General features: G+C 54.3%; 21 protein-coding genes. 6 read left to right on the top strand and 15 right to left on the bottom strand.

Annotated features, from left to right (window positions below):
* Window positions 1-122: 122 nt before the first annotated feature.
* Both DP119_RS03215 and DP119_RS03210 read left to right on the top strand, forming a co-directional pair.
* A complete protein-coding gene (locus DP119_RS03215) occupies window positions 123-416 on the top strand; it encodes a TIGR04104 family putative zinc finger protein (protein WP_112230780.1) in 294 nt (97 codons plus the stop codon).
* Window positions 417-432: 16 nt separating this feature from the next.
* Complete coding sequence (locus DP119_RS03210) at window positions 433-744, top strand: TIGR04104 family putative zinc finger protein (protein ID WP_167399180.1); 312 nt, start codon at window positions 433-435, stop codon at window positions 742-744.
* Window positions 745-1,010: 266 nt separating this feature from the next.
* On the opposite strand, the gene DP119_RS03205 is transcribed toward DP119_RS03210, so the two are convergent.
* The 5 genes from DP119_RS03205 to DP119_RS03185 form a co-directional block, all read right to left on the bottom strand.
* Window positions 1,011-1,370, bottom strand: coding sequence for a rhodanese-like domain-containing protein (locus DP119_RS03205; protein ID WP_112230776.1), 360 nt, complete (start codon window positions 1,368-1,370; stop codon window positions 1,011-1,013).
* 96 nt (window positions 1,371-1,466) lie between these two features.
* Window positions 1,467-1,709 (bottom strand): hypothetical protein, encoded by a 243-nt coding sequence (locus DP119_RS03200; RefSeq protein ID WP_112230774.1) that lies wholly within the window; start codon window positions 1,707-1,709, stop codon window positions 1,467-1,469.
* Window positions 1,710-1,817: 108 nt separating this feature from the next.
* The gene (locus DP119_RS03195) at window positions 1,818-5,606 is read right to left on the bottom strand and encodes a tetratricopeptide repeat protein (RefSeq protein ID WP_112230772.1); all 3,789 of its coding nucleotides are present in this window, start codon (window positions 5,604-5,606) and stop codon (window positions 1,818-1,820) included.
* A 36-nt stretch (window positions 5,607-5,642) separates the two neighbouring features.
* Entirely contained in the window at window positions 5,643-5,942 is a 300-nt protein-coding gene (locus DP119_RS03190) for a hypothetical protein (protein ID WP_112230770.1), read from the bottom strand.
* A 251-nt stretch (window positions 5,943-6,193) separates the two neighbouring features.
* A complete protein-coding gene (locus DP119_RS03185) occupies window positions 6,194-7,156 on the bottom strand; it encodes a N(5)-(carboxyethyl)ornithine synthase (protein WP_112231926.1) in 963 nt (320 codons plus the stop codon).
* A 419-nt stretch (window positions 7,157-7,575) separates the two neighbouring features.
* Here DP119_RS03185 and DP119_RS03180 point away from each other — a divergent pair, with 419 nt between their 5' ends.
* On the top strand, window positions 7,576-8,181 hold the full coding sequence (locus tag DP119_RS03180; RefSeq protein WP_112230768.1) for an REP-associated tyrosine transposase: 606 nt from the start codon (window positions 7,576-7,578) through the stop codon (window positions 8,179-8,181).
* A gap of 299 nt (window positions 8,182-8,480) precedes the next feature.
* Here the strand turns inward: DP119_RS03180 and DP119_RS03175 are convergent, their stop codons facing one another.
* The 6 genes from DP119_RS03175 to DP119_RS03150 all read right to left on the bottom strand — a co-directional run bounded on the left by DP119_RS03175 (window position 8,481) and on the right by DP119_RS03150 (window position 13,370).
* Complete coding sequence (locus DP119_RS03175; RefSeq protein WP_240616364.1) at window positions 8,481-9,029, bottom strand: DUF2179 domain-containing protein; 549 nt, start codon at window positions 9,027-9,029, stop codon at window positions 8,481-8,483.
* Between the two features lie 224 nt (window positions 9,030-9,253).
* Window positions 9,254-10,006, bottom strand: a complete 753-nt coding sequence (gene nagB / locus DP119_RS03170) for a glucosamine-6-phosphate deaminase (protein ID WP_112230766.1) — start codon at window positions 10,004-10,006, stop codon at window positions 9,254-9,256.
* Between the two features lie 405 nt (window positions 10,007-10,411).
* Window positions 10,412-12,256 carry an SLC13 family permease gene (locus tag DP119_RS03165; RefSeq protein ID WP_112230764.1) on the bottom strand — a complete coding sequence of 615 codons (1,845 nt, stop codon included), beginning with the start codon at window positions 12,254-12,256 and terminating at the stop codon, window positions 10,412-10,414.
* A 246-nt stretch (window positions 12,257-12,502) separates the two neighbouring features.
* On the bottom strand, window positions 12,503-12,781 hold the full coding sequence (locus DP119_RS03160) for a glutaredoxin family protein (RefSeq protein ID WP_112230762.1): 279 nt from the start codon (window positions 12,779-12,781) through the stop codon (window positions 12,503-12,505).
* A 72-nt stretch (window positions 12,782-12,853) separates the two neighbouring features.
* Window positions 12,854-13,069 (bottom strand): YgaP family membrane protein, encoded by a 216-nt coding sequence (locus DP119_RS03155; RefSeq protein WP_167399179.1) that lies wholly within the window; start codon window positions 13,067-13,069, stop codon window positions 12,854-12,856.
* Window positions 13,070-13,157: 88 nt separating this feature from the next.
* On the bottom strand, window positions 13,158-13,370 hold the full coding sequence (locus DP119_RS03150) for a hypothetical protein (RefSeq protein ID WP_112230758.1): 213 nt from the start codon (window positions 13,368-13,370) through the stop codon (window positions 13,158-13,160).
* Between the two features lie 191 nt (window positions 13,371-13,561).
* On the opposite strand from DP119_RS03150, the gene DP119_RS03145 reads away from it, so the two are divergent.
* Window positions 13,562-14,299, top strand: coding sequence for a GDSL-type esterase/lipase family protein (locus DP119_RS03145; RefSeq protein WP_112230756.1), 738 nt, complete (start codon window positions 13,562-13,564; stop codon window positions 14,297-14,299).
* A gap of 174 nt (window positions 14,300-14,473) precedes the next feature.
* Here the strand turns inward: DP119_RS03145 and DP119_RS03140 are convergent, their stop codons facing one another.
* The 4 genes from DP119_RS03140 to DP119_RS03125 all read right to left on the bottom strand — a co-directional run bounded on the left by DP119_RS03140 (window position 14,474) and on the right by DP119_RS03125 (window position 21,662).
* On the bottom strand, window positions 14,474-15,289 hold the full coding sequence (locus DP119_RS03140) for a Cof-type HAD-IIB family hydrolase (protein ID WP_112230754.1): 816 nt from the start codon (window positions 15,287-15,289) through the stop codon (window positions 14,474-14,476).
* Window positions 15,290-15,613: 324 nt separating this feature from the next.
* Entirely contained in the window at window positions 15,614-16,819 is a 1,206-nt protein-coding gene (locus DP119_RS03135; protein ID WP_112230752.1) for a mannitol-1-phosphate 5-dehydrogenase, read from the bottom strand.
* Between the two features lie 5 nt (window positions 16,820-16,824).
* A complete protein-coding gene (locus DP119_RS03130) occupies window positions 16,825-18,900 on the bottom strand; it encodes a BglG family transcription antiterminator (RefSeq protein WP_112230750.1) in 2,076 nt (691 codons plus the stop codon).
* Window positions 18,901-19,718: 818 nt separating this feature from the next.
* Window positions 19,719-21,662, bottom strand: a complete 1,944-nt coding sequence (locus DP119_RS03125; protein WP_112230748.1) for a PTS mannitol transporter subunit IICBA — start codon at window positions 21,660-21,662, stop codon at window positions 19,719-19,721.
* A 501-nt stretch (window positions 21,663-22,163) separates the two neighbouring features.
* Here DP119_RS03125 and DP119_RS03120 point away from each other — a divergent pair.
* The gene (locus DP119_RS03120; protein ID WP_112230747.1) at window positions 22,164-22,433 is read left to right on the top strand and encodes a phosphocarrier protein HPr; all 270 of its coding nucleotides are present in this window, start codon (window positions 22,164-22,166) and stop codon (window positions 22,431-22,433) included.
* Window positions 22,430-24,136, top strand: coding sequence for a phosphoenolpyruvate--protein phosphotransferase (gene ptsP / locus DP119_RS03115; RefSeq protein WP_112230745.1), 1,707 nt, complete (start codon window positions 22,430-22,432; stop codon window positions 24,134-24,136). The genes DP119_RS03120 and ptsP overlap by 4 nt, the downstream gene beginning before the upstream one ends.
* Window positions 24,137-24,151: the final 15 nt, after the last annotated feature.

Genomic DNA, 24,151 nt, shown 5'->3' with positions numbered 1-24,151 from the left:
CGAACATACTGCAGGCTGGCAACCTTTTCCCCTTTATTCCCAGTAATTTGAATTCCCATTGAAATTAAGGGTATACATAGTTAACTGGATGTATTGAGGTACATGGAGAAAGGAGCAAGCCGATGCCACAGTGTGAAAACTGCGGAATGGAATGGAGCTGGTGGGACGCATTTATCATTTCATTCCTCACGAAACGAACATGCCCGGCCTGCGGCGAGACCCAGCATCTGAAACCGCACGCCAATGCGAAAGCATTTTACGCGGCCGCCGCGTATCCGTTCATCTTGAATATCCTGCGTCCTTATTTAGACATCCCCTCCACTGTTTTTGCCGTTTCCATCGGCCTCTACATTATCGCGGTCCTGGTTATCCTGCCGTTCAATGTCCGTCTCTCCAGCCAGCCGAAAACCCGATAAAGAAAGGAAGAAGCCTATGCCGACTTGCCAAAACTGCGGCTTCAAATGGAGCTGGAAGGATACGATGAAACTCAACTTCAAAGGGAAATGGCCATGCGCAAACTGCGGGCGGGAACAGTACGTCTCGGGCAAATCGAGTTTTTGGGGCTCCCTGCTCTTTTCCATGCCCTTCGTTTTCCTGATGAATTACCTCCGGCTCTCCCACGGCGTCGGCTGGCTGCCGATCATTTTGCTGTTCATCGTTTATTTGCCAGTGGCTTCGTTATTGATGCCGTTCGTCTTTAAACTGTCGAATGCGAAAAACCGCTTCGGCAAACCCATCGAGTAATTTAGTCAATTGAATAATTGCACAAAAAACGCAGCCTATCTAAAGGCTGCGTTTTCCTGTCATTCCCTGTTTCCCGTCATTCATCAATTAATAAATTCGCGTCATTGAATTTGATTTTGCCTTCATCCGGAGCAATCGCCTGTCCTATACCCAGACAGACGAGAATGCGTTGTCCTATGGCATCTTGCAGGCCTTGAAGTAATCTCCACTACACAAAGTTTACTGTTAAAAGTCTACATAAAAAAAGAGCCACTAATGAGCGGCCCTTACTCCACATCGCCTTCCCATGACGACATGCCTTCCGATACATTCACCACATCATATCCAGCCTCATGCAAAATCGCGCTCGCTTCCTGGGAACGGTTGCCCGACTGGCAAATCACCACATACTGCCGGTCTTCCGGCAAGCCCGAAAACTCCTCTTCCCGAAGCGCACTGAGCGGCTTGTTCTCCGCCCCGGCAATATGCGCTTCCTCATACTCATACGGCTCACGCACATCGAGCACCGTATAGCCCGCCTCCTGCTTCGCCGATACCTCATCGATCGCAATCGTCTCGTATTCCCCGCTGCCGCATGCCGCAAGCATCAGCACCAGCAGCACAATCAGTCCCAACAGTCTTTTCATCCTGCGTCTCCCTTTCACATCGTTCTACTCGAATTGTATGTAATTCCGCCTCCGATTACTATTTATAAGCTCAAAAAAACACCTGAACAAAAATGTTCAGGCGTTGACTTTGGGTGTCTCTGGGTGTAAATAGCTGTCAATGAACTGCGCCGCTTCTTCAAGCGTTTTGTATTCCCACGCCATGCCGCTCGACACCTCGCGGATAACCAGCTCCCCGGTGCTTGGCTCACATTGGACGATGAGCGTTTTGCCGTCTTCGGAGTTGAAAGTCTGGGTAATGCGAACGCCGCGATATTCGAGTAGCGTGGATAGAAATGTGCGGATACTCTCTAACTTCATACGAAACGCCCCTTTCCGTTTTAAGGCCCGTGACTCGTAATCCGTGCAGTCTTATTCTCCTACAGAGTACCACAGGCAGGACCGATTCACGAGAGACTTTCTTCCTCTTTATGGACTAGAAAGTTCCACAAGAAATGAAGCGAATAGGTCCTCTTCCACTGCCATCTCCCAAATCGCAGGAGCCTCCTCCGTCCCGAGTAGTTCCTTTAGAATCGCCTTGGCGGCCAATGGCTGATGGCGTGCCGCTTGCGCACGCGCCAGTTCGTATTTCGCCGGCACGAAGCCCGGCATGTCGGCAAGGAGCGGCTCGATCAGCTCTTTCGCCCGCTGCCCGTGCCGTTTCGTCGAGTAACTCGACGCCCTTGCAAGAATCAGCCATTCCGCGTAACGCATCTCTTCCGGCAAATTGTCTTCAAACGCAGCGCGCATTTCACAATCCAGCGGCTCCATGGCATTCCATTTACGCGTATAGAATTCCGGATTGAACGGCTCCAGCGCAATAGCGGTTTCCAGTTTTTCGAGCGCACCGGAAGTATCCTCTAAAACATCCAAGGCCTCACTCCACCAGACGAGCATCTCGCCGTCTAGCGGCAATTGTTTCCCGTACTGTTCCAGCTGCCGGATGACTTCCTTGAAACGCTCCTGCGCCCCCGTTTCATGGGCGTATTGCAAACTCGCGTAAATGAACAGGCGTTTCGCCCCGCCCGCTTCATCCGCAAAGGGCTTCACTTCCTTGATGGCATCTTTCGGCAAATCCAGCAGCAGGTAAAACTGGCTGAGCCGGATCGCCGCTTCTTCGCCGCCCGGCAATAGTTTCGCCGCCGTCTCGCACAGGCTGACGACCACTCCCGAATAAACGACGCGCTTGCTCCTGAGGCGCATGCGGCTGATGAATCCCTGTGCCTGTGCGCTGTCGAGTTCTTCGACGAATAAAGCAACTTGGTCCGCCGCGAGCAAATACGCTTTGCCGAGCATATCGGCAGGCAATGCCTTCTTCAGGCGCTTCGCCGCATATGGCACTTTATTGACAGCGTCGAGCGCTGCGATGTATTCCGCATATAAATCGGTTTCTTCCGGCTCCTGGCGCAATAATTCTTCCAGCAAGGCAGCGGCGCGTTTCGCTTCGCCCGTGCGGTTCAAGAACTGGGCATATTGATAGCGCGACGGAAACGCGCCCGGTTCCTGGCCGGCCTGTTCGAAGAGCTGCTCCGCCGCGGCCAAGTCCCCTTGTGCTTCTGCGACATGCGCCCGCGCGGCCAATAGCCATTCCGCCGGCACTTGGTCTTCGAGGCGCGCCAAGGTATCCGTCAGGCGCTTGAAATCCGCTTCGCTTTCCGCAAACTCGGCAAGTTCCGGCAACACCGCCGATAAGGGTTCCGCCGCTAAATAATCAAGTGCTGCGGCGAACGCTTTCTGTTGGTTCCCGAGTTCACGGTAGCAGCGCACCAAACCGCCGAGCGCTTCGGCAAACCCGGCTTCCTGTTCGGCCGCCTGCTCATAGAGGCGGATCGCTTCCCTGTAGCGCCCTGCCAGTTCCTGCAAGAGCCCGAGCCGCTGCAAGGCAAGCGGGTAATTTTCGGCCTGTTCATACAAACGTTTCGCAAAACGCGGGTTGCCCGCCGCCTCGTGAAGCCCCGCCTCCATACAGAAAATATGCGGATCGTTCCGGCTACGCAGTTGTTTCAAGCCAAGGATGACGCGGTGCCGGACGGATGGGTCGCTGCCGAACTTCGCGTAGCGTTCTGCGAGCATGCGCAAATCGTCGGCCTCTGCCCCGGCAAATCCGCCTTCGATGAATTGGAGCGCCTGCGCTTTTCCGTCTGCATCGGCCAGTTGATCCCAGGTAATATCCGCGGCACGCAAGCGGTATGCGGCGTCCGCTTTTTCGAGGTAGCCCGCCAAAAACGTGAGCGCTTGTATCTTGCGCTGTTGCCTGAACAAGGCGTGCGCAACGTGGACCGGCGTGAACAAATCGTCGGGATCGAGTGCCAGCGCACGCCGGTAAGCCGTTTCCGCTTCCCCGTACTCATGCTGTTCGATGGCGATATGGCCGAGGTAGAGATGCAAAATGTCCTGCTTGCCGTCTTCCGCCAAGCCTTCTTCAATGATCTTTTGCGCTTCTCCCCAGCGCTCGTTTTCCATGAACAATTCCGCCATGCGCAAATACGCGAACGGCAAGCCGGGATCCAGTTCAAGCGCGCGGCGATAGGTCTTCAGTGCTGCTTCCGTCTTTTCCAGCGCCTGTTCGCAGCGCCCCACTTCGTAGAGGAAATAGCCATCGTCCGGATAGCTCTCATGAAGCGCTTCAAAGCGTCGGTAGGCCTGTTCGATCGCGCCGTATTCGAATTGGATGAGGCCATGGGTGATTTGCGCAAACACGTCTTCCGGCAATTGATGGATGGCAATGGACGACCATTTATAAGCCTGGAAAATGCGACCGCTCTCTAGATAACAGCGAGCCAGATGGCTATAGGCGAGCGGCTGGTAATGGTCGATTTCGATTGAGCGCTTGAGCAGCGGGATGGCCTGTTCGGTATGCCCTTCATTCATCGAAATCGCCGCCTGCAAGAACAAGGCATACGGGCTTCTGGTGTGCGGCACTTTCTTCAAGGCTTCGAGCGCTTTTTCGCCTTGTTCTTTCTGGAAATACAGATGCGCCGCAAGCAAGGCGATCTCTGCGTCGTCTTCCCCGAACTCATCGGCTAGACGCGCAAGCCATTGCCCATGCCATTTTTCATCCTGGCCGGGAAGCGCAAGCATCAAGCCGACGACCGCCGCATAGCGTTCGTTTTCATGCTGCGCCAAAAATTCCGTGAACGCCTGTTCCTCGATCGGTTCGACGTCAAGAAGGTCATACAGTTCCGTGAAGAAGCGGTGTTCGGACGGGTTGAGCATCGCGGCGAGCTCCTGCCTTGATTCATCCAGGAACACCATGCTCAAGCCATCCGTCAGCCGGTACATTTTCGGCACTTCGTCATATGCGACAAGTAACGGGCCGAGGTCGTTCGGGTCCTGGATGGCGAGCGCCTGCAGCCGGTCATCGTAACCCACGACCACCTGGACGTGCGCGCTGTTTTCGATCATCATGCTCACCAACACCGGAACGCCGGCGTCAATGAACGCTTGATACTGGGCGACCGTCCCTTTGAAATAATGCGCCGTGAAGCCTTGCGTTTCCATGTATTTCATCGTTGTCTGCAATTTCGAGCCCGTCACGTCAAACACGTGCAAGGCGATATCGTCCTGCGTCGCCCGTTTGCCGAAGGCCTGCAGCATCAACGACAAGGACGCGGGCACACAATAATTAAGCTTCTGCACTTCCGGCGTCAGCGCCAGCTTTTTATGCCGGCCTTGCGGGTCGATCTGCGCTTTCGTGTAGAGGCTTTCTTTCAGCTCATCCGGATTCGCACCGATCCATTTCTCGAGTTCCCCGAACCGTTCGAGCTCGTACAAGCAATGTGCCGCGAGATGGACGAACTGCCGCCGCCGCGAGTGATATGGATTGCGCTCGAGCACCGCATCCATTTCCTTCAGGCATTCCTGATAGCGGCCGAGCTGGTGAAGCCGGCCGACGCGTTCCGTCCGGAAGGCATGGACATGCGGAAAGCGTTCTTCGCCCGTTGCCAATAAATCGAGCGCTCGTTCCGGCGCGCCGCGCATCGACAATAAATCCGCATACAATAAATGGACCGTCACGCTCCACCGGCTCCCCGTATCGCCTAGCGCCCCGTCGAGAATTTGCTGCGCCTGTTCCCAATCGCCGCTGTAAATCGCAAAAAATGCCTGCTGGTCAGGGCGTGCGCCCCCGAGCTCTTCAATGCGCGCAAGCTGTCCTTGCGCTTCCTGGATGCGGTTCAGCTGGCAATACACTTTCAGCAATAGATGATGCGCATGCAATAAATCCTCCTTGCCATACGCATGGGCATGGATGCCTTACAGCCGGGCGAGCATCTTCTCTTCCGCCTCCAGGCTGCGGCCGTTTTCGGCAAGCCGCGCGCAATGCCACGCATACGAGCGCAAGGTGCCGAACCGCTTATAACTCGCCGTCGCCAGCAAATTGCTGTAGCCGAATAGATCCGCCTCATCCGCAATCTTGATCAAGCGGTAAAATTCATCTTCAGACGGGATGTCCGCCAAGAATTCCTTGGCCGCCCGCAACGATCTCTTCTTCCATAACTCCCCAATCACCCGGACCATATCATCCGCCGTTTCGATGTGAACCGTCGCCATCATGTCTCTATCCCCTTTTTCATTCCCCATTGACTATCTATAAAAATCCTAACGATCTATAGCTGGTAAGTCCTTCTTTAAATGAACCATTGAATTTCCAAACACGCTTCACTTTCTGGCAAATAAAGCAGTTGATTTATTATATAGTGGGAAATTCTAGGTCGCAATTACTATTTTTCTTTCCCTTCATATTCCAGCATATTGAAAAAAACCGCTCCTGCAACGGATGCGGGAACGGTTTCAGCTTTCTTCTATTATACAGTCAATCCGCGTGCCTGGCGGAATTCAGTGATGCGCTGGTCTTTGATGACGCCGCCTTCGATGACGATGGCATTCTGGACCATTTCGGAAATATGGCCTTCAAGCAACTCATCAAGCATCAGCGCAAAGCCTTCGCTTAGCACTTTCGTAATCGTGTGCGGGAACATCGCCGGCGTATTGTCGACCGCATAATGGATGACGCCGTCCACCGTGTAGACCGGGTTGTCGATCGTCGTCGGCGTCGATGTCTCGATTTCGAGTTCCGGGTCGCAGCTCACATCGATGATCATAGCGCCTTTTTTCAAACGCTTGAGGTCTTCGCGGTAGATGATGCGGTCGGTGCGTGTCGTATCCCACATGACGCAGTTGACGAGCACATCGTAATCGACCATCTTTTCCTTGAAGAGATTCTCAAGCCGTTTGCCGTAGACATCCACTTCCGCGCCGAGCCCATGAAGGATGCGCATCGCGCCTTTTGCCGTGTGGCCATTGCCGAGAATCGCGACACGCGTCTCGTATGGCATCTTGCCGCAATGCTGGTACGCCTGCAAAACAGCCGCTTCCCCCGCCACTTCGCGGTTGCGATAGAAAATATAACGCCCGCCTTCAAACAACTCTTCCCAAGCGAGGACCGTATGCTTGCCGGCGATGGCGCCGTCCGTGAACTTGATGTCCTGGATTGCATGCGCCCAACCGATCAGAAGCTTGCCTTCTTCGAGCTGGTCCAGGTAATCCGCGTTGCCCAGCTTGACGTCGACAATCGCATCGCATTTAAGTACTTCTTCCCGCGTCGCGATTTGGGCGCCTGCTGCGCGGTAATCGTCATCCGACAAACCGAGCACATCGCCGTACCCTTGCTCAAAAACCAATTGAGCCGCGTGCTTCACTTGCTCCAAATCCACCGGCAAAATCGCCCGCCGCTTCTCGTTATTCTTGCGGCTGATTACAAATCCCATCGTCTTCAAAATCCATTCCCCCATTATCGTCTATCGGCTAGGCCGTTAAGCTCATATTATCACTGCTTGCCGTTCTTGTCCCTGTGCATCACACAATTTATCGGACCAGATTCGCGGCATGCCGGCATTTTGGCGCGTGAAGGTCCCTGTGCACCACACAATTTCGTCCTCTTGTGCACCATATATTATTCCGTGTGCCTTATAAAATTCTGTATACTATTTTTCACCCGTCGATTATACTGGACGAGATTACATCTTCCATAGAAAGAAGGGATTTCTATAAGTACATTTTTCATTCCCCCGTATCCCGATTCTGCACTTTGCGCAAACTCAACATTCCCCCAGCAAAACTCCCCACTTCGCGAAAATTCCGGTCCCCCTCATTTTGCCGAGGCCGCCCGAACGAAAGGCGGCTGCCCATGACGAGAAGACGCGAGTTTAATCCGGATTCCTATTATCACGTCATCATGCGCGGCAATAACCGGCAGCCCATTTTCAGTACAAAAGAAGACATGAACGAATTGAAGCGCGCCTTCTCCTATGTCCACGACCGCTATCCGTTCACGATTCTCGCCTGGTGTTTCATGACCAACCATTATCATATCTTGATTAAACCGAAAGAGGATTCACTCAGCAAAATCATGGCCATGATCAACCGCCGCTATAGCTACTCCTATAGCAAGCGCTACAACCATGTCGGGCGCATCTACCAAAAGCGCTTTTTCGCCAGGGAGATCGCTTCGGCGCATGGATTGCTGGCCGTCAGTAGCTATATCCACCGCAACCCCATCCAGACTTCCACGCCCATGGTCACGCGTCTCGCGCATTATCCGTATAGCTCGTTTCCGTATTATTGGGACGAAGACCTTCCTGCCCCGCCGTTTTTGGACCGCCACTTCCTCTCCACGCTGATGCATCATCCCCACGAAAAAACCAACGCCTCCTATTGCCAGTATTGCTTGAAGTACCGGCAGAAAGCGGAAGAAGACATGAAAGAAGAAGAGCTCGAACCGCCGGAAATGTAGTGTGCAGGCGGTATGTGATGCTCGGGCGGCATCGGCATCGGCCTGTGTCCCTGTGCACCACACAATTTCAACGTCGTTTTTTCTAGGAATCCCTGATGCCACAAGGGTTCGGCGAGTTTCTTTTTCTGACGCGCCCCTGTGCACCAGACAATTTAAAGAAGCATCCATCCGCCTTTCGGGCGGATGGATGCTTTTTTTCTGCTGAATTGTGTCACGCACAGGGACAAGCGGGAAGCGAAATCCCGCCACTATGCGTTTCTGCCTCTGCGAATTGCGTCGTGCACAGGGACAACTAACAACTAATCACTCACTGTTATCGTCCGCTTTTTCAGCGCGCGGATCCAAAAACCGCCGTAGATGGTCTTCGCATCATAGGCAACGATAAATGCATGGGGATCCAATTCCTTGACGACACGGTACAGCTCGGGCTCCTGTTTTTTCGGCATGAGGATCTGCAGCGAACTGCGCTTCCCTTCGTAGCCATTGGTCTCCCAATCCGTGACACCGTATCCTTTGTCGCGCAATTGAATGGCAAGCCGGCCGCTGCTGTCCTGCGAAATGACGTTCGCCGTCACATAGCCGAGGCTTAATTTGTCTTCGATTTTCGAACCGACGATGATGCCGGCCGCAAAACCAAGCGCGTATGCCAATAGATTCTGCACATTCGCTAAATTATCCAGGACCAGCCCAAGCCCCAGGATGTTGATGATGACCTCGAGAATCGACAAGCCGGCAGCTGAATATTGATAACCCTTTACCATCAAAATCATGCGGATTGTCGACAAAGTGACAAAACTCAAACTGATGCTGAAAATGATCAGCACCAATAACAAGGGATGTATTTCCACTGACTCTTCTCTCCTTCCCGCATGCTTTAAGATCTTAATGACATTTTCCCGGTGCGCATCGCGATAAACGCATGCGCCCCCTTTTGATTCGATGGGCATAAGTACAGCCGCGCATTTGCTGAAAATAAAAATTCCGCCATACAAAAAGCCCGGAAAGCAGACGCTTCCCAGGCTTTCAAATTGTGTCGTGCACAGGGGCGATCCCCTGCCAAAACCCCGTCGCATCAGCATTTCGCCTCCGCGAATTGTGTGCTGCACAGGGACAAGGCGGCGTCATCAGCGATGACCATAGCATGGGGGTGCCGCCTCAGCACAGAAGCTGGAAACCCCTCTTCGACCGGCCCTTCGAGCAAGCGGCACAAAGCCGAACTTTTCCCCTCACCCGACACGAGCATTAAAATCTCCTTGCTTTCCATGATGGTGGCGATGCCCATGGTGATCGCCCGCCTAGGCACCAGATCCAAACTTCCAAAAAACTTCGCATTCGCGCTTCTCGTAGCTACAGTCAATTCCACGACATGCGCCGTCGAGCCGAACGGGGTCCCCGGCTCGTTAAAACCGATATGGCCGTTGCCGCCTAACCCGAGAATCTGCAAATCCACCTTTCCGCTGTCTCGAATGAGCTGTTCGTAAGCCTCGGCTTCCGCAAAGGCATCCTCTACATCGCCTTTCGGGAGATGGGTGTTCGTTTTATCGATATCGATATGGTCGAATAGGTGGCTGTCCATATAATATCTATAGCTCTGGCTATCCCGGCTGGACAATCCGATGTACTCATCCAGATTGAATGTCTGGACGCCTTTATATGAAGTGCCGTTCTTCCGATGATCGGAAACCAGTTCCCTATACAGTCCTTTTGGCGTGTCGCCTGTTGCCATCCCCAATTTGATTTGCGGGTTTTCGTGAAGTTTAGCGATAACGTAATCAGCTGCAATCCGGCTCATTTCATTGTAGTCCGCCGCTTTGATCAACTTCATGCCAGGTTCTCTTTCCTTTCATAATTAAATATCCCTGCGCCACTCAAGTTTTCACCGCATCAAATACTGAGTCGCCTATGGGCCGCGCATATTCTTCTTGTTAAGATAAGAATACATCTTTTAATAAATTCTTGCTAATTACCGATACAAAATCAACAAAATATTATTAAAAATGTGAACTCTTTTTGACGATCCGCACTTGGATACACGACACAGGATATTCACCGCTAAAGACAGCAGTTTTTCGGTATATCCAATAATAAAACGCCGCATCCATCCGCCAGTTCGGCAAGAAGGATACGGCGTTGAATTGTGTGGCGCACAGGGACAAACGAACAAACAAACCCCTCTATACCAGCATTCGCACCCTGTGAATTGTGTGGTGCACAGGGACACTCTACACACCTACAACGGAAACAGCAGCGGGATCATGACCATCATGACGGCGAACATGATCAACTGGAGCGGGATGCCCGCTTTCGCGAAATCGCTGAACTTGTAGCCGCCGGCGGTCATGACGAGCGCATTGGTCGGCGAGGCGATCGGTGTCGCGAACGCCATGCTCGAAGACACGGCGATGGCGATCAGGAAGGTCACCGGGTTGGCGTCGAGTGACACCGCCGCCTGCAGGGCGATCGGCGCGAACAGGACGGCGGTCGCGGTGTTGCTGATGAACTGGCCGAACACCATCGTGATCATGTAGATGCCGGCGAGCACACCGATGACCCCGAAGCCGCCGAGTGCGGAGACGAGCCCGGATGAGATGAGCTCCATGCCGCCCGATTTCTCGAGCGCCGTCGCCATCGGTAGCAGCGCCGCGATGAGGATGATGCTTTCCCAGTTCATCTTGCTGTAGGCGTCGTCCATATTGCGCAGCGAGCCGGTGAGGACCATCGCCGCGGCCGCAAGCAGGACCGTGAATACCGGCGCGAACACTTCGAGTACCATCAGGACGATCATCGCCAGCAGGATCACGCCGGCGACCGGCGCTTTACCGGACGCCACGGCCGTGCCCGCATGTTCTTGCGGCTGGCCGACCACGACGACGTCCATCGTCGCGCGCTGGAGCAATTCGATGTCTTCCCAACGTCCCTGCACGAGTATCGCATCCCCGAAGCGCAGCTTTTCCTTGATCATGTCCTTGACGACGTAATCGCCTTTCCGGTTGATCGCGAGCGCGTTGACATTGTATTTCTCGCGAAACTTCAACGAGGTCAGCGTTTCATTGATAAAGCTGGAATGCGGTGTCAACAGCACTTCCGCGATGCCGAACTGGCGGCTGACGAGCGCATCGCCTTCCGTCACCGCTTCATCAAAATCGAAGCCGAAATCGTTCGCAAAGCGCTCGGCGTTCTCCAAAGACCCTTGGACGTACAGCTTATCGCCGGCTTGGATTTCACTTTGCGGCCCCGCCATTTCCTCGAAGCGCATCGGCAGGATATCGAAGCCGCTTTTCGTCCGCCGTTCGATTTTCAAGACGGCCAGCTGGTAGTGCGCGGGAATCTGCAAATCGCGCAATACCTGACCGACCGCTTCCGAGTCCGCACTGGCCATCACTTTATGCAGATTGCCGCCGAGCGCATAATCGGCCGCAAGCTGCTTCGGCGATAGCTTATGCCCCTCGTTCACTTGGTTTTTGCGGCTTTCCTGCGGCAGCACCCATTTCCGGAACAGCACGAAATAAAGGATGCCGACAGCGATCGCCGTGACGCCGAGCGGGGTGATATCGAAAAACGCCAGGCGGCCATAGCCCGCTTCCGCGAGCACTTGGCTGACGATCAAGTTCGCCGGCGTCGCGATCAAGGTCATGAGCCCCGACAGGCTGCCGATGTACGACAGCGGAATCAAGTACTGCGTCGGGCTCTTCATTAAACTCAGCGCCACCCCGATGACAATCGGCAGCATCAAGGCGACCGTCCCCGTATTGCTCATGAACGAGCCCATGAGCCCGGTGATGAGTAAGATCAGGACGAATAATTTCGTCTCGTTCGCCCCCGACCATTTCAGCAATTGATTGCCGACCATCGCGGCGAGCCCCGTGCGGACGATGCCCGCCCCGATGACGAACAGCCCCGCAATCATGATGACAACCGAATTCGAGAATCCGGCGAGCGCTTCTTCCGGCTCCAGCAGCCCGAACACCACAAACGCCAAGAGCGCAAGCAGTGCCACCAGATCCGACCTCAGCCAATTCACCAAAAACAGCACGATCGTGACCCCCACGATCGCAAACGTCAATACCATGTCCATTGTGCCACTCCTCTGACTTGCCGGTACCGCAGGATACATAACGGCCGGCGCTTATGCTTCCAGTATAGCGCGGCAGCCCGGAAAGCCCCAGCACTTCAGCAGTGTCCCTGTGCGCCACACAATTCTCGGGACCCAAATCGCGCCGTGGAGGGATTTTGCTTGTCGCTTGTCCCTGTGCACCGCACAATTCACCCCGAAAATCACCGCAAAAAAAGCCTCTCCGTCGCGGAGAAGCTTTTCATCTTTTTATTTCCCATGCACTAAGCCAAGGATCTCATCCCGGTTCCGTTCGAATCCGATAAATTGATGCGCCAGTTTCTTGCCGAACAGGCCTTTCTTATAGAACGCAAACACCGGGACGATCTTGGCGCCGGAAATTTTCTTCATCTCTTCCTCGAGCTCCGGCTTTTCTTCAACGTTTTTGTGCTCGTATGGAATGCCATGCTCCGCCAAATAGGCTTTCGCGTCGCTGCAATCCGAGCAGGTCGGCCGCGTGTAGAGCACGAGTTCCAGTTTCTTGTCCATAGCGATTCACCCTCCTTGCGCCACGCATAATGGAACCGCCCCCTATAGACATCCAGGAGCGGCTCCTTCCCTTCATTTCAAGAACTTCGAACCTTCCAGATTCAATGCATCCGCGACGGGACAGTAATACGTCACGCCTTCCCCGACTTTCTGGGCGCCGAGAAATGCCAGGCCGAGCTGTGCGCCGGATGTGCCTTCGCGCGCCATCTTGGCCGTCGCATACGCCAGCACGGTCAGGCCGCCGGCAATGCGGAACATCGAGTTGTAAGTGCCGATATTTCGTTTCATGGAAGAACCTCCTTGAAAAATGTCGTTGCTAAGGAAGTTCCCGCCTGTCTCGTTTTTTAAACGGCTTCTGCACATCCATCCCGAAACGTCACTTTCTCGCCGCGATCCTCACACCCATAACTGCCCCAACCACCAAGCCAATCCCCGCCCCCACATAAGCCGCCAGCTCATAGCCTTCCATCCCGGTATTTTCGTAAATATCAAATCCGCCCAAAAACGTCCCGCCGATGACCAGCCCGAGAAAAGCGCCGACCAGAATCCCTATAATCAATCCGATTATTGCGCCCGCAAGTTTCGTCATCCCGTTTTTTTCATGCCCGTCCCTCCCCCATCCACTTCATCGCTTTCCCCTATGTTCTCCATTAATCCAGCGATTCCTTCATTCCCCAACCGTGACTTATGGCTCAAACGAAACGAATGCATCTAATTTAGATAGAATATTCAGACTACTAATTTTATACTATAGTTGAATGAAAAGAAAGGGAGGGTTCTATGAAAAAGCTCATCAAAACCATCGTCGTCGTATTGCTCGCCAGCTTGCTTGCATCGCCAAGCGCTTTTGCCAAGAGCGATAACGCCAAAGAGTCGCTCGTCGCAGTCGGTGATTCGATTCCGTTCGGCTTGAATCTCGGCCAGACCAACCAAAATCCCGCAAAGACCAGCTATCCGTACCTGATCGGCAAACTCGCCGATCTCCGGGTACGCAACCTCGGCGTCTCCGGCTGGCAATCGCATCAGCTGCTCGAAGCCTTGCAGAGCGACCAGAAGTACCGCCAAGCCGTCATCCATTCGGATTATGTCGCCGTGACGATCGGCAATAACGACTTGCTCGCCATCCTGCGTGAAGCAGCGGCCGAAAGCGGCGGCAATCAAGCCCTGTTCCAGCAGCTTCTCCAGCTGAAACTCAGCCAAAGCGACGTCTTTTCGAATATCCAGCAAATCATCACGGAAACCCGCTCCCTCACCGATTCACCGATCGTGCTCTATAATGTCTACAACCCGTTCCAGCTGAACGACCCGCTCCATTACGTCGCCGATGCCATCCTGCCGGGCATTAATGATGCATTCGCCGGGCTCGCCTTGTCGAATGAAAACGTCCATCTGGCGGATGCCTATATGGCATTCGGAAACGATCAAGCGCTGTACGTCTTGCCTGGAGATATTCACCCGACCAACGCCGGGCAAGCGAAACTCGCTGAAATCGGCTTGCAGGCACTCGGCCTGTACTGAGCGAATAAAACCGCCTCCCTTGAAAGCAAGGGAGGCGGTTTTTTTGCGCCGAATTGTGTGGCGCACAGGGACGCAAACCACAACCCACAACACAAAAACCGCACCCCGGCGCCGTTTTGGCCACCGGGATGCGGTTGGAATTGTGTGGTGCACAGGGACACACCCAGCACGCAATCAGTCAACAGCTGCTGTCCGGGTTTCCAGAATGAACTTATTGAGCACGTGCAGCACGCCTTCTTCGTTGTTCGACAAGCTGGTATAGTCCGCGAGCTCTTTCAATTCGTCGACAGCGTTGCCCATGGCGATGCCGAAGCCGGCTGCTTTGACCAGATCCGCATCGTTGTGGTTGTCGCCGATGCCGATCACTTGTGAACGGTCGATACCGAGCTGTTCCGCCAAGAAATTCAAGGCACTGCCTTTGTTCGCTTCCGGATGCGTCACTTCGAGGTAGCGCAGTTTGGATTTCTCGATGCACGCTTCGTCGCCGAGCACCGCCTTCAATTCCGCCTGCATCGGCGCGAGCGCTTCCGGTTCATCGATAAACAGCAATTTCATGAAGCCATTTTTCGCGAGCCCGAGGAGATCCGGTTCGATTTTATACCCCACGCCGACCTCTTTCGAATAAGCCCTTACCTGCTCGTTATCCACTGCACTGTAGAGCACATCGTCCTGATAGACTTGGATGTGCATTTGTTTCTCCGCTGCCAGTCGGATGCACGTTTGCGCAATGTGGAACGGCACGACGCGCTCTCGCAGCACTTCTCCGCTCGTCGCCGATTTGATCATCGCCCCCTGGTACGTGATCATTGGGGCGTCGAGGCCCAATTCCAAAGCGATACGCTGTGCGGACGGGTACATGCGCCCCGTCGCAATCGTCACGACCACGCCAAGTTCCATCGATTGCCGAATCGCCGCCATCGTATCCATCGTCACCGTCAACTCATCCGTCAGTAAGGTGCCATCCAAATCAATCGCGATCATTTTATACATACAGTTGCTCCTTCTCATCGTATTCTTTTCTTCGACGGGCCATCCCGTTTACCCAGGTTCAGCATTCAGCGGCCCATCATTCGTTTCAATTAAACCCACTCTGTCACCGCAGTTCTCTTAAACCACCCATTTTGCACCTCTGTGAGCGCTTTGTCCAATAAATTGTGTGGTGCACAGGGACAAGCAAGCCACTCCCCGCCGAAATTGTGTAGCGCACAGGGACGCAAACCACAACCCGCAATACAAAAACCGCATCCTGGCACCGTTTCGGCCACCGGGATGCGGTTGGAATTGTGTGGTGCACAGGGACAGTAACAACCCCTACTACTTCTTCAACGCCCGATACTGCCGCACGACTTCCTGCGCCAGTTCGCTGTCGGCTGCGAGCCCGCTGACTTCTGTCAACACGCGCTCCGGCCCGCCTTGTGCGATCATCTCCTGGATTTTCACCGCTTCTTCGTCTTCTGCATAATCGAACAGCATCGCCGCGGCGATGGCTTTGGCGAGATGCGAATACGACAGCCCCGCTTTCTGCGCTTGCACGGCCGGGCGCACGAGGCGGTCTTCCGGCCCGAGCTTGCGGATCGGTGCACGGCCGACGCGCGTGACGCCGTCGTTCAAATAGGCGTTTTTGAAGCGCGCGATGTTTTTATCGATATACGCGAGGTGCTCCTGTTCGTCCAAGCCGTATTGCTTCACGAGGTACGCGCCGGTCTCTTTCAAGGTTTCGCGCACTTCGCGTTCGATTTCCGGGTCCGCCAAGGTTTCATCGATCGTCGTTTTGCCGGCGAGGTATCCGTAATACGCGATGACCGCGTGCCCCGTGTTGACCGTGAACAGCTTGCGCTCGATGAACGGCGCCAAGTCGTCGACGATCGTCATGCCTTTCACTTCCGGGATGTCTTCCGTCGTCTCGACGACCCACTCGTAATACGGCTCGACCAAGACATCGAGCGAGTGCCCTTCCTGGATCGGCACGATGCGGTCGACCGCCGAATTAAAGAAATACACCTTGCCGGCGAGATCCGCTTTCGCTTCGTCGCTCAAATGGCTCAAAATATGGCCTTTCAAGATATCGGTCGCGCCGATCTGGTTTTCACAGGCAATGATGTATAATTTTTCCGAACCCGCGCTCATGTCCGAGGCCACGTCCAATTCCGACATCGGTTCCAGATCCGCTCCCGTCGCAAAATTCCCTTTGACGCGCGCTTCGATGCCGCGCGCGATCAAGGGCGCAATGCGCGGCAAGATGTTCGGCCCGATCGCTGTCGTCAAATACGTCGCCTGCTGGATCTTCGCGATGACCGCCGCTTCGTCTTTCATATTATTGATGCCCGACACATTCTCCACCAAGACGCTCTCTTCCGTCTCCTGCGCCATGTTCACGCGGTACTGGCCCTGTTCGTTCAACCCGTCGATGACCTGTTCCGCCACATCGACGAAACTGACGTGGTAGCCGGATTCCGAGAACAACGCCCCGATGAACCCTCTGCCGATATTTCCTGCCCCAAAATGGATCGCTTGTTTCATTCCAATCAGTCCTTCATCAAATTATTTTGTAGGTAGCCGTAAAACAGCTCTTCCAGCTTGCCGCGGATGGCGCCTTCATTCGACGACGAGAAAATCATCATCGCCGCTTCGCTTTCAATGAGGCTTGAACTGATCAAGCTCATGATCTCCTGCTCGCGCTCGCTTAATTCCACCGGCGTCAGCATCAACAACAGATTCGTCATGTGCACGTCTCGGCCGTCCATCCCTTTGACCGCACTCGGCGTATCCAGATGCACCACTTGGAACATCAACTGGCGGACCGATGCGTCGCGGCAATGAAACAGCGCCATATTGGTCCCGGGAATCCCGAGGCCGCCTTTCGTCTCGCGGTCTTTCAGTTGCCGCAAGGTGCTCGGCGCATCCAGCAAGCCGTCCGCTTCCATCCCGGCGAGCACATCCGAAAGCACCCGCCAATAATCGGTGCCGCGCATTTTCACGACACTGAAATGCTCGAGAATCGCTTCCATGCCGCCCTGCACTTGCTTGATGTCTTCGAGCAATTGCCCGAGATCCGGCCGGTGCTTGTTGCCTGGCTCGCCCAAATCCTCCGCCGGCAAATACTGCTTGTTGCGCGTCACTTTCTGGATATTGTGCTGCAAATAATTCTCGATATGGCTGATGTCCTGTTCGTTCAAAAGCGGGCTGACCATCAAATAATCCACATCGGTCACCGGCAAACGGATCGTCGAGATGACGAGATCGTAGTCCTCAAAATTCGCCGCCTCGAAATCGTGGATCGACAAGATCTTCACCGAATCGATTTCCGGCAGTTCTTTTTGGATGCGGCTCGCGAGCATTTTCGACGTGCCGATGCCGGTCGGGCACACGACGACCGCGTCGATCTGCACGCGTTCTTCATTCATCAATAAGGCCGATCCGAAATGAAGCACGATGAACGCCACTTCATCCGCCGAGAACTCGAGGTCGTCAAACTCGGTCTCCAAAGCCTGCTTGACCGCGAGAAACAGCATCGGGTATTTCTTCTTGATCTCATCCGTCAGCGGGTTGAACGATTCGAGCTTTTGCTTGAGCCGGAAAATGAGCGGCTCCATATGCGCAAGCAAGCCTTGATACAAGGAAAAATCCTTCGTCAAATCGACGCCGAGCTGCCCCGACACATCGCGGATCATGTTCTTGACGAGTTTCCCGAGCAGCACGCTATCGTAATACAGCACATTCGACGCCTGGATTTTCGAGCCCTTCAACACCACCGCGAGAAACTCGATATCGCGCTCCGTCAACTGCACGCCGAGCCGCTCCCGCAAATCATGGCAAATCGCTTCGATCACTTGGTACTCCCCGTTCGGCTCGCTGTCGGCCAGTTGCGCATCGAGCAACAAGCCGCTTTCGGTGCGCTGCAGCGCCAAGGCCAGATGCACGACCAATCCGGTATAATCGCTGTCGGCCAAGCGGATCTGCTCTTCGCTGATGTGCTCGCCGACCAATTTATTCGCCGCAGCGAGATAGTCCGGGTTGAAATAGCCGAGCACCTTGTCGCCCAGGGCCTTGCCTTGCTGCAGGTAGTACAGGCTTTCAATGAGCTCTTCGTAGAAATGAATGAGGAAATACGCCGCGAGCGCATGGCGCTTATGCGCTTCCGCACCGTCCACTTCCACGCCGACGCCGCGCTGACGCGATAAAGTGACCGAGAACTTGCGCAGCCAATTGCCGAGTTCATCCAAATAAGACGTCAGCGTCGTCATGCTGATGCCGAGCTGATTCGACAGCACCTGCCGTTTAAAAAACGAACCTTCTTCCATTAAAATGACCAACAAGCGCAGCTTCTTCTCCTCTGGGGTCGCTTCCGGCGCGCTCGATGCCGCAAGCTTCTGCATCAGCCGGTAGATCTTCTCGTTATTGCCGTCAATAAAGAGCGCATCCGCCGCATTGCGCTTCATCGTAAGCCCGAACTGCTCCAATAGCTTATCCACCGATTTCAAATCCCGCTGGATCGTCCGCGCGCTGACATCGAGATACGTCGCCAAGGAATTGACCGTATGCTTCGCCGACATGCGCGTCACCAGCTCAATGATGGCCTTTTCCCTCGCCGTGACAAACATCCACTTCACCTGCTCCCTTGTCACCTTTCATTGATAAAGAATATACAAGTTTTTCAATAACAGCATTTCACTACTGAAGATATTCCGCAAAACCACTACGAAACCCTTGCTCTCACATTTACTGCGTAAATGCGTCGCAAATGAATTAGCTCAGCTTACCCATCGCTAATTCATTTCCTGCGGGCGAGCGCCAAGCCTCCTCAGTCGCTTCGCGCCTTGTGGGGTCTCGGCTGTCTCGCTTTCCCGCGGGAGTCTCCGTGATTTTGCTCCATATCTAGGGTTATAAGCCATTTCAATAAGGATTATTTCTAGCAGGTTCACTAGCTTTTTATATTACCTACTTATTCAATATAATTTTAGAAGCTTATCAATTTCTTTATCTATCCTATATACAGTTTCTCACTACTCCACATATTCCGCAAAACAGCTGGCTTTCATTTTTTATCTCAATAAAGTTAGAAACACTTACCCAGTATTCAAACTAAATTTAAAGAGCGGCAGGCGGCAACTAATGAATAAGCGAAAGGCAGTTGAGCTTGTTCATTTGCGACGCATCTGCCCCGCAGATGTGGGAGCAGCAGCGTTTCAAACTGATTCATTGGTAAACTGGAAGCGGCTGAAACCGCGGGCAGCTGAAAGCGCGACGTCCTGTCGCATCAGCTGCATGACCCGCATCCTGCGGGCCTAAAACGTCCGCCTGAAGCGATTTCCCCACTAACATTTACTATATCTGGTTCCTTATTGATCTTGCTCACTTTGAATAACCCAAAGAAATAGCACAAAAAGGCAGGAGCTCCCCTGCCTTTTCATGGTGCCGCTTATTTGCTGTTCAAGATGTCGAGCAGCTCTTTAGGGGACTTGGCGGCGACAAGTTCGTCGACGTTCGACTGCTCGGCGCAGATGACCGCGATGCCTGACAGGATCTCCAGGTGCGTGCCGTCTTTGCCGGCGATGGCGAAGATCAATTTCGCTTTCTCTCCGTCAAAGTCCACCCCATCCGGCACTTGGACGACCGTGAAGCCGGATTTGATAACCGCTTTTTTCGCTTCTTCGGTGCCGTGCGGAATCGCGACATCGTTGCCCATATAAGTCGTTGTGATTTCCTCGCGCTTGATCATTTCGTCGACATACGACGGTTCGACGTATCCAGCCGCCACAAGTGCGTCTCCGGCGAAGCGGATCGCTTCTTCCTTCGTGCGGAAGCTCTTGTTAATGAAGATATTGTCTTCCGTCAGCAGCGGAGCATCGCCTTCGTCGCCAGTCGCTGCATTCGCTTCGCTGTCTTCGACCAGTTCGCTCTGCTCTTGTGTCACGCCGTGCTGCAAACGCTCGATCAAATGGTCATACTCGGGGCTCGACAGGAAGTTGTCGACCGAGATATGGTATGCATCCGGGTGCCTGTCTTTTGCACGCGGCGTCAATTTGTCCTGCGTGATGATGATCTGCGTATCGGCTGGAATGGAACTGATCGCGCTATTGGTGACTTTGATGTCCATGCCCGCTTCTTTCACTTTCTTGCTGAGGAGCGAAGCGCCCATCGCGCTCGACCCCATGCCGGCGTCGCACGCAAAGACGATCTTGTGGACATCTTCCGGGAACGTCCCAGCTGCAGAAGCCGTACCCGCTCCACCAGCGCTCGCGCCAAGTGCGCCGGCAACCGAGCTCTTCTTGCCTTTCATTTCTTCCATGCGTCTTGTTGCCGCTTCGACGTCTTCATCAGATGCCGTGTCTTTGCTGCGCTTCAAGATGACCGCTGAAATCAAGAATGAAACCGTCGCTGCGACCAAGATCGCCGTGAAGTTCGCGACATACGCCATGCCTTCAGGCGGTGTGACCGCGGCAATCGCGAAGATGCTGCCTGGTGATGCAGGGGCCATCAAGCCGCCGCCCATCAAGACCAGCGTGAACACGCCGCTCATGCCGCCGAGGATGACCGACAACAGGAGCATCGGTTTCATTAACACGTACGGGAAGTAAATCTCGTGGATCCCGCCGAGGAAGTGGATGATGACTGCCCCGGGTGCCGATTGCTTCGCGATGCCTTTTCCGAAGAACATGAACGCGAGCAGGACGCCGAGGCCAGGCCCCGGGTTCGCTTCGAGCAAGAACAGAACCGAACGGCCTGCCTGCTGGACTTGTTCAAGCCCGAGCGGCGTCAGGATGCCGTGGTTGATGGCGTTGTTGAGGAATAAAATTTTCCCCGGTTCGATCAAGATACTTGTTAATGGAAGCAAGCCTGTTTCCAAAAGCCAGTCGACGCCTGCGACCAAGACTTGCGTCAACGCGCTGACGGCCGGCCCGATGCCGAGGTAAGCGAAGATCGCCAATGCCCCGCCGATGATACCGGATGAGAAGTTATTGACGAGCATCTCGAAACCCGAGCGGATCTTGCCTTCGATCAAACGGTCAAACTGCTTGATGACCCAAGCCGCAAGCGGCCCCATGATCATCGCGCCGAGGAACATCGGCGTATCCGGTGCCCCGACGATGACCCCCATCGTGGCGATCGCGCCAATGACGCCTCCTCGCTGGTCGTGCACAAGCTTACCGCCCGTGTAACCGATCAATAGCGGAAGCAAATACGTAATCATCGGCCCGACAAGTGACGCGAATTGCTCATTCGGGAAAAAGCCTGTCGGAATAAACAAGGCCGTAATTAGCCCCCAGGCGATAAACGCGCCGATGTTCGGCATGACCATCGAACTGAGGAAGTTCCCGAACTTCTGGACTTTCACTTTAACGCTCGAACGTTCACGTTCCATTCCTTTCATCCTCCTTCTTTTGGGCCTATGCCCTCGTCTTTATCTGTTAATTCAGATTATACGCCTAAGTTGTAAGCGTATTCAATTCAATGAAAAACCATCTTTGTCGCCGCTGTCCGGACAAGGCTGTCGTTGCCGTGAATTGTGCCGTGCACAGGGGCGTGCGCCAATCAAAACCCCGCCATGCCGGCATTTCCGCCTCCCGAATTGTGCGGTGCACAGGGACGGCACAAACCTGCCCCCTCAAACGACACGTCTCTCCCCTGCAAATTGTGTCACGCACAGGGACACCCGAACACCAAAACCCCGCCACACCGCGAATCCCGCCTCCCGAATTGTGTTGTGCACAGGGACACAACCACTCCTGTCGCCCATCCCCCGACAAGTCTGTGTTTTCTGTTTTTTCCAGCCAGAAGGCCACCGCTATGCAATTCGCGCGGAAAATGTCATAATGGTTGATAAATTCGCTTACAATTCAATCACCCCAAGGAGGAATTATTCATGGTAGAAAAAACATTCACAATCACAGACCCGGCAGGCATGCACGCACGCCCGGCTTCAGCGCTCGTGGGCTCCCTGACGAAATTCCAGTCGGACATCACGATGGAATTCAAGGACAAGAAAGTCAACTTGAAATCGATCCTCGGCGTCATGTCACTTGGCGTTCCTTCCGGGTCGCAAGTCCAGATCGCCGCTGATGGCGCGGACGAAGCGGAAGCGATGGAAACGATCGAGCGCGTACTTAAAGAACAAGGGATCTCGAACGAATGAACCGCATCTCCGGAATCGCAGCCTCCAACGGCATCGCCATCGCCAAGGCCTTCCGCCTGGAACATCCGGAACTGACAGTCGACAAGAAAAACGTAGCGGACACCCAGGCGGAAATCGAACGCTTCCAGCAGGCGGTCAATGAATCGATCGCTGAACTCGAAGTCATCAAGAAACGCACCGCGGAAGAAATCAGCGACAAGGAAGCGGCCATTTTCGGCGCCCACTTGCTCGTGTTGGAAGACCCGGAATTGATCGGGCCGATCACCGACAAGATCAACACCGACAGCGTCAACGCAGAGTTCGCGCTTCACGAAACTTCGACGATGTTCGTCGACATGTTCGAAGCGATGGACAATGAATACATGAAAGAACGCGCCGCCGATGTGCGCGATGTCACGAAACGCGTGCTCGCCCATCTATTAGGCGTCAAGATCCAAAACCCGAGCATGATCACCGATGAAGTCGTCGTCATCGCAGAAGACTTGACGCCTTCCGATACGGTGCAATTAAACCCGAAATACATCAAAGGCTTCATCACCGATATCGGCGGGCGCACGTCCCACTCCGCGATCCTCGCGCGCACTTTGGAAATCCCGGCAGTGGTCGGCGCGAAATCGGCGATGAGTTCCATCGATAACGGCACGATCGTCATCATCGACGGCCTCGAAGGCGAAGTCCTCCTTGACCCGGACGAGGCGACACTTGCCGAATACAAAGAAAAGCAACAAGCATTCGCTGGCCAAAAAGCCGAATGGGCCAAACTGAAAAACGAAGCGACCGTCACCAAAGACGGCGTCGCCGTCGAACTCGGCGCCAATATCGGCACGCCGAAAGATTTGGTCGGCGTCTTGGATAACGGCGGCGAAGCGATCGGCTTGTACCGGACGGAATTCCTGTACATGGGCCGTGACGAGTTCCCGACCGAGCAAGAACAAACCGATGCCTATGCGGAAGTCTTGCAAGGCATGGACGGCAAACCGACCGTCGTCCGCACGCTCGACATCGGCGGCGACAAGGAATTGTCGTACTTGAAATTGCCGAAAGAACTCAACCCGTTCCTCGGGCTCCGCGCAATCCGTTTGTGCCTCGAGATGCCGGACATGTTCCGCACGCAATTGCGCGCACTGCTTCGTGCAAGCGTCCACGGCAACCTCAAGATCATGTTCCCGATGATCGCGACACTCGACGAGTTCCGCGAAGCGAAAGCACTGCTAATGGAAGAGAAAGCGAAGCTCGAAGCGGAAGGCATCCCGGTCAGCGACCAAATCGAAGTCGGCATCATGGTCGAGATCCCATCGACTGCCGTCATGGCCGATACTTTCGCCAAAGAAGTCGACTTCTTCTCCATCGGCACGAACGATCTGATCCAGTACGCGATGGCCGCCGACCGCATGAACGAATCCGTGTCATATCTGTACCAGCCGTACAACCCGGCCATCCTGCGCCTCGTGAAGACCGTCATCGACGCGTCCCACAAAGAAGGCAAATGGACCGGCATGTGCGGCGAAATGGCCGGCGACGAAATCGCCATCCCGATTCTCCTCGGCCTCGGCCTGGACGAATTCTCGATGAGCGCTTCGTCTATCCTGAAAGCCCGCTCCCAGCTGAGCCGCCTCTCCAAAGCGGACATGGAAGGGCATATCGAACACATCCTCGGCCTTTCGACTTCCCAGGAAGTTGAAGACTACGTGAAAAACCTATAATGCAGAAAAAAGCCG

Origin of the sequence: Planococcus maitriensis, from assembly GCF_003289925.1 — a bacterium.
GTDB lineage: Bacteria > Bacillota > Bacilli > Bacillales_A > Planococcaceae > Planococcus > Planococcus maitriensis.
Note: the sequence above shows the minus strand (reverse complement) of the source record. Positions and strands in the feature narration are given on the sequence as shown.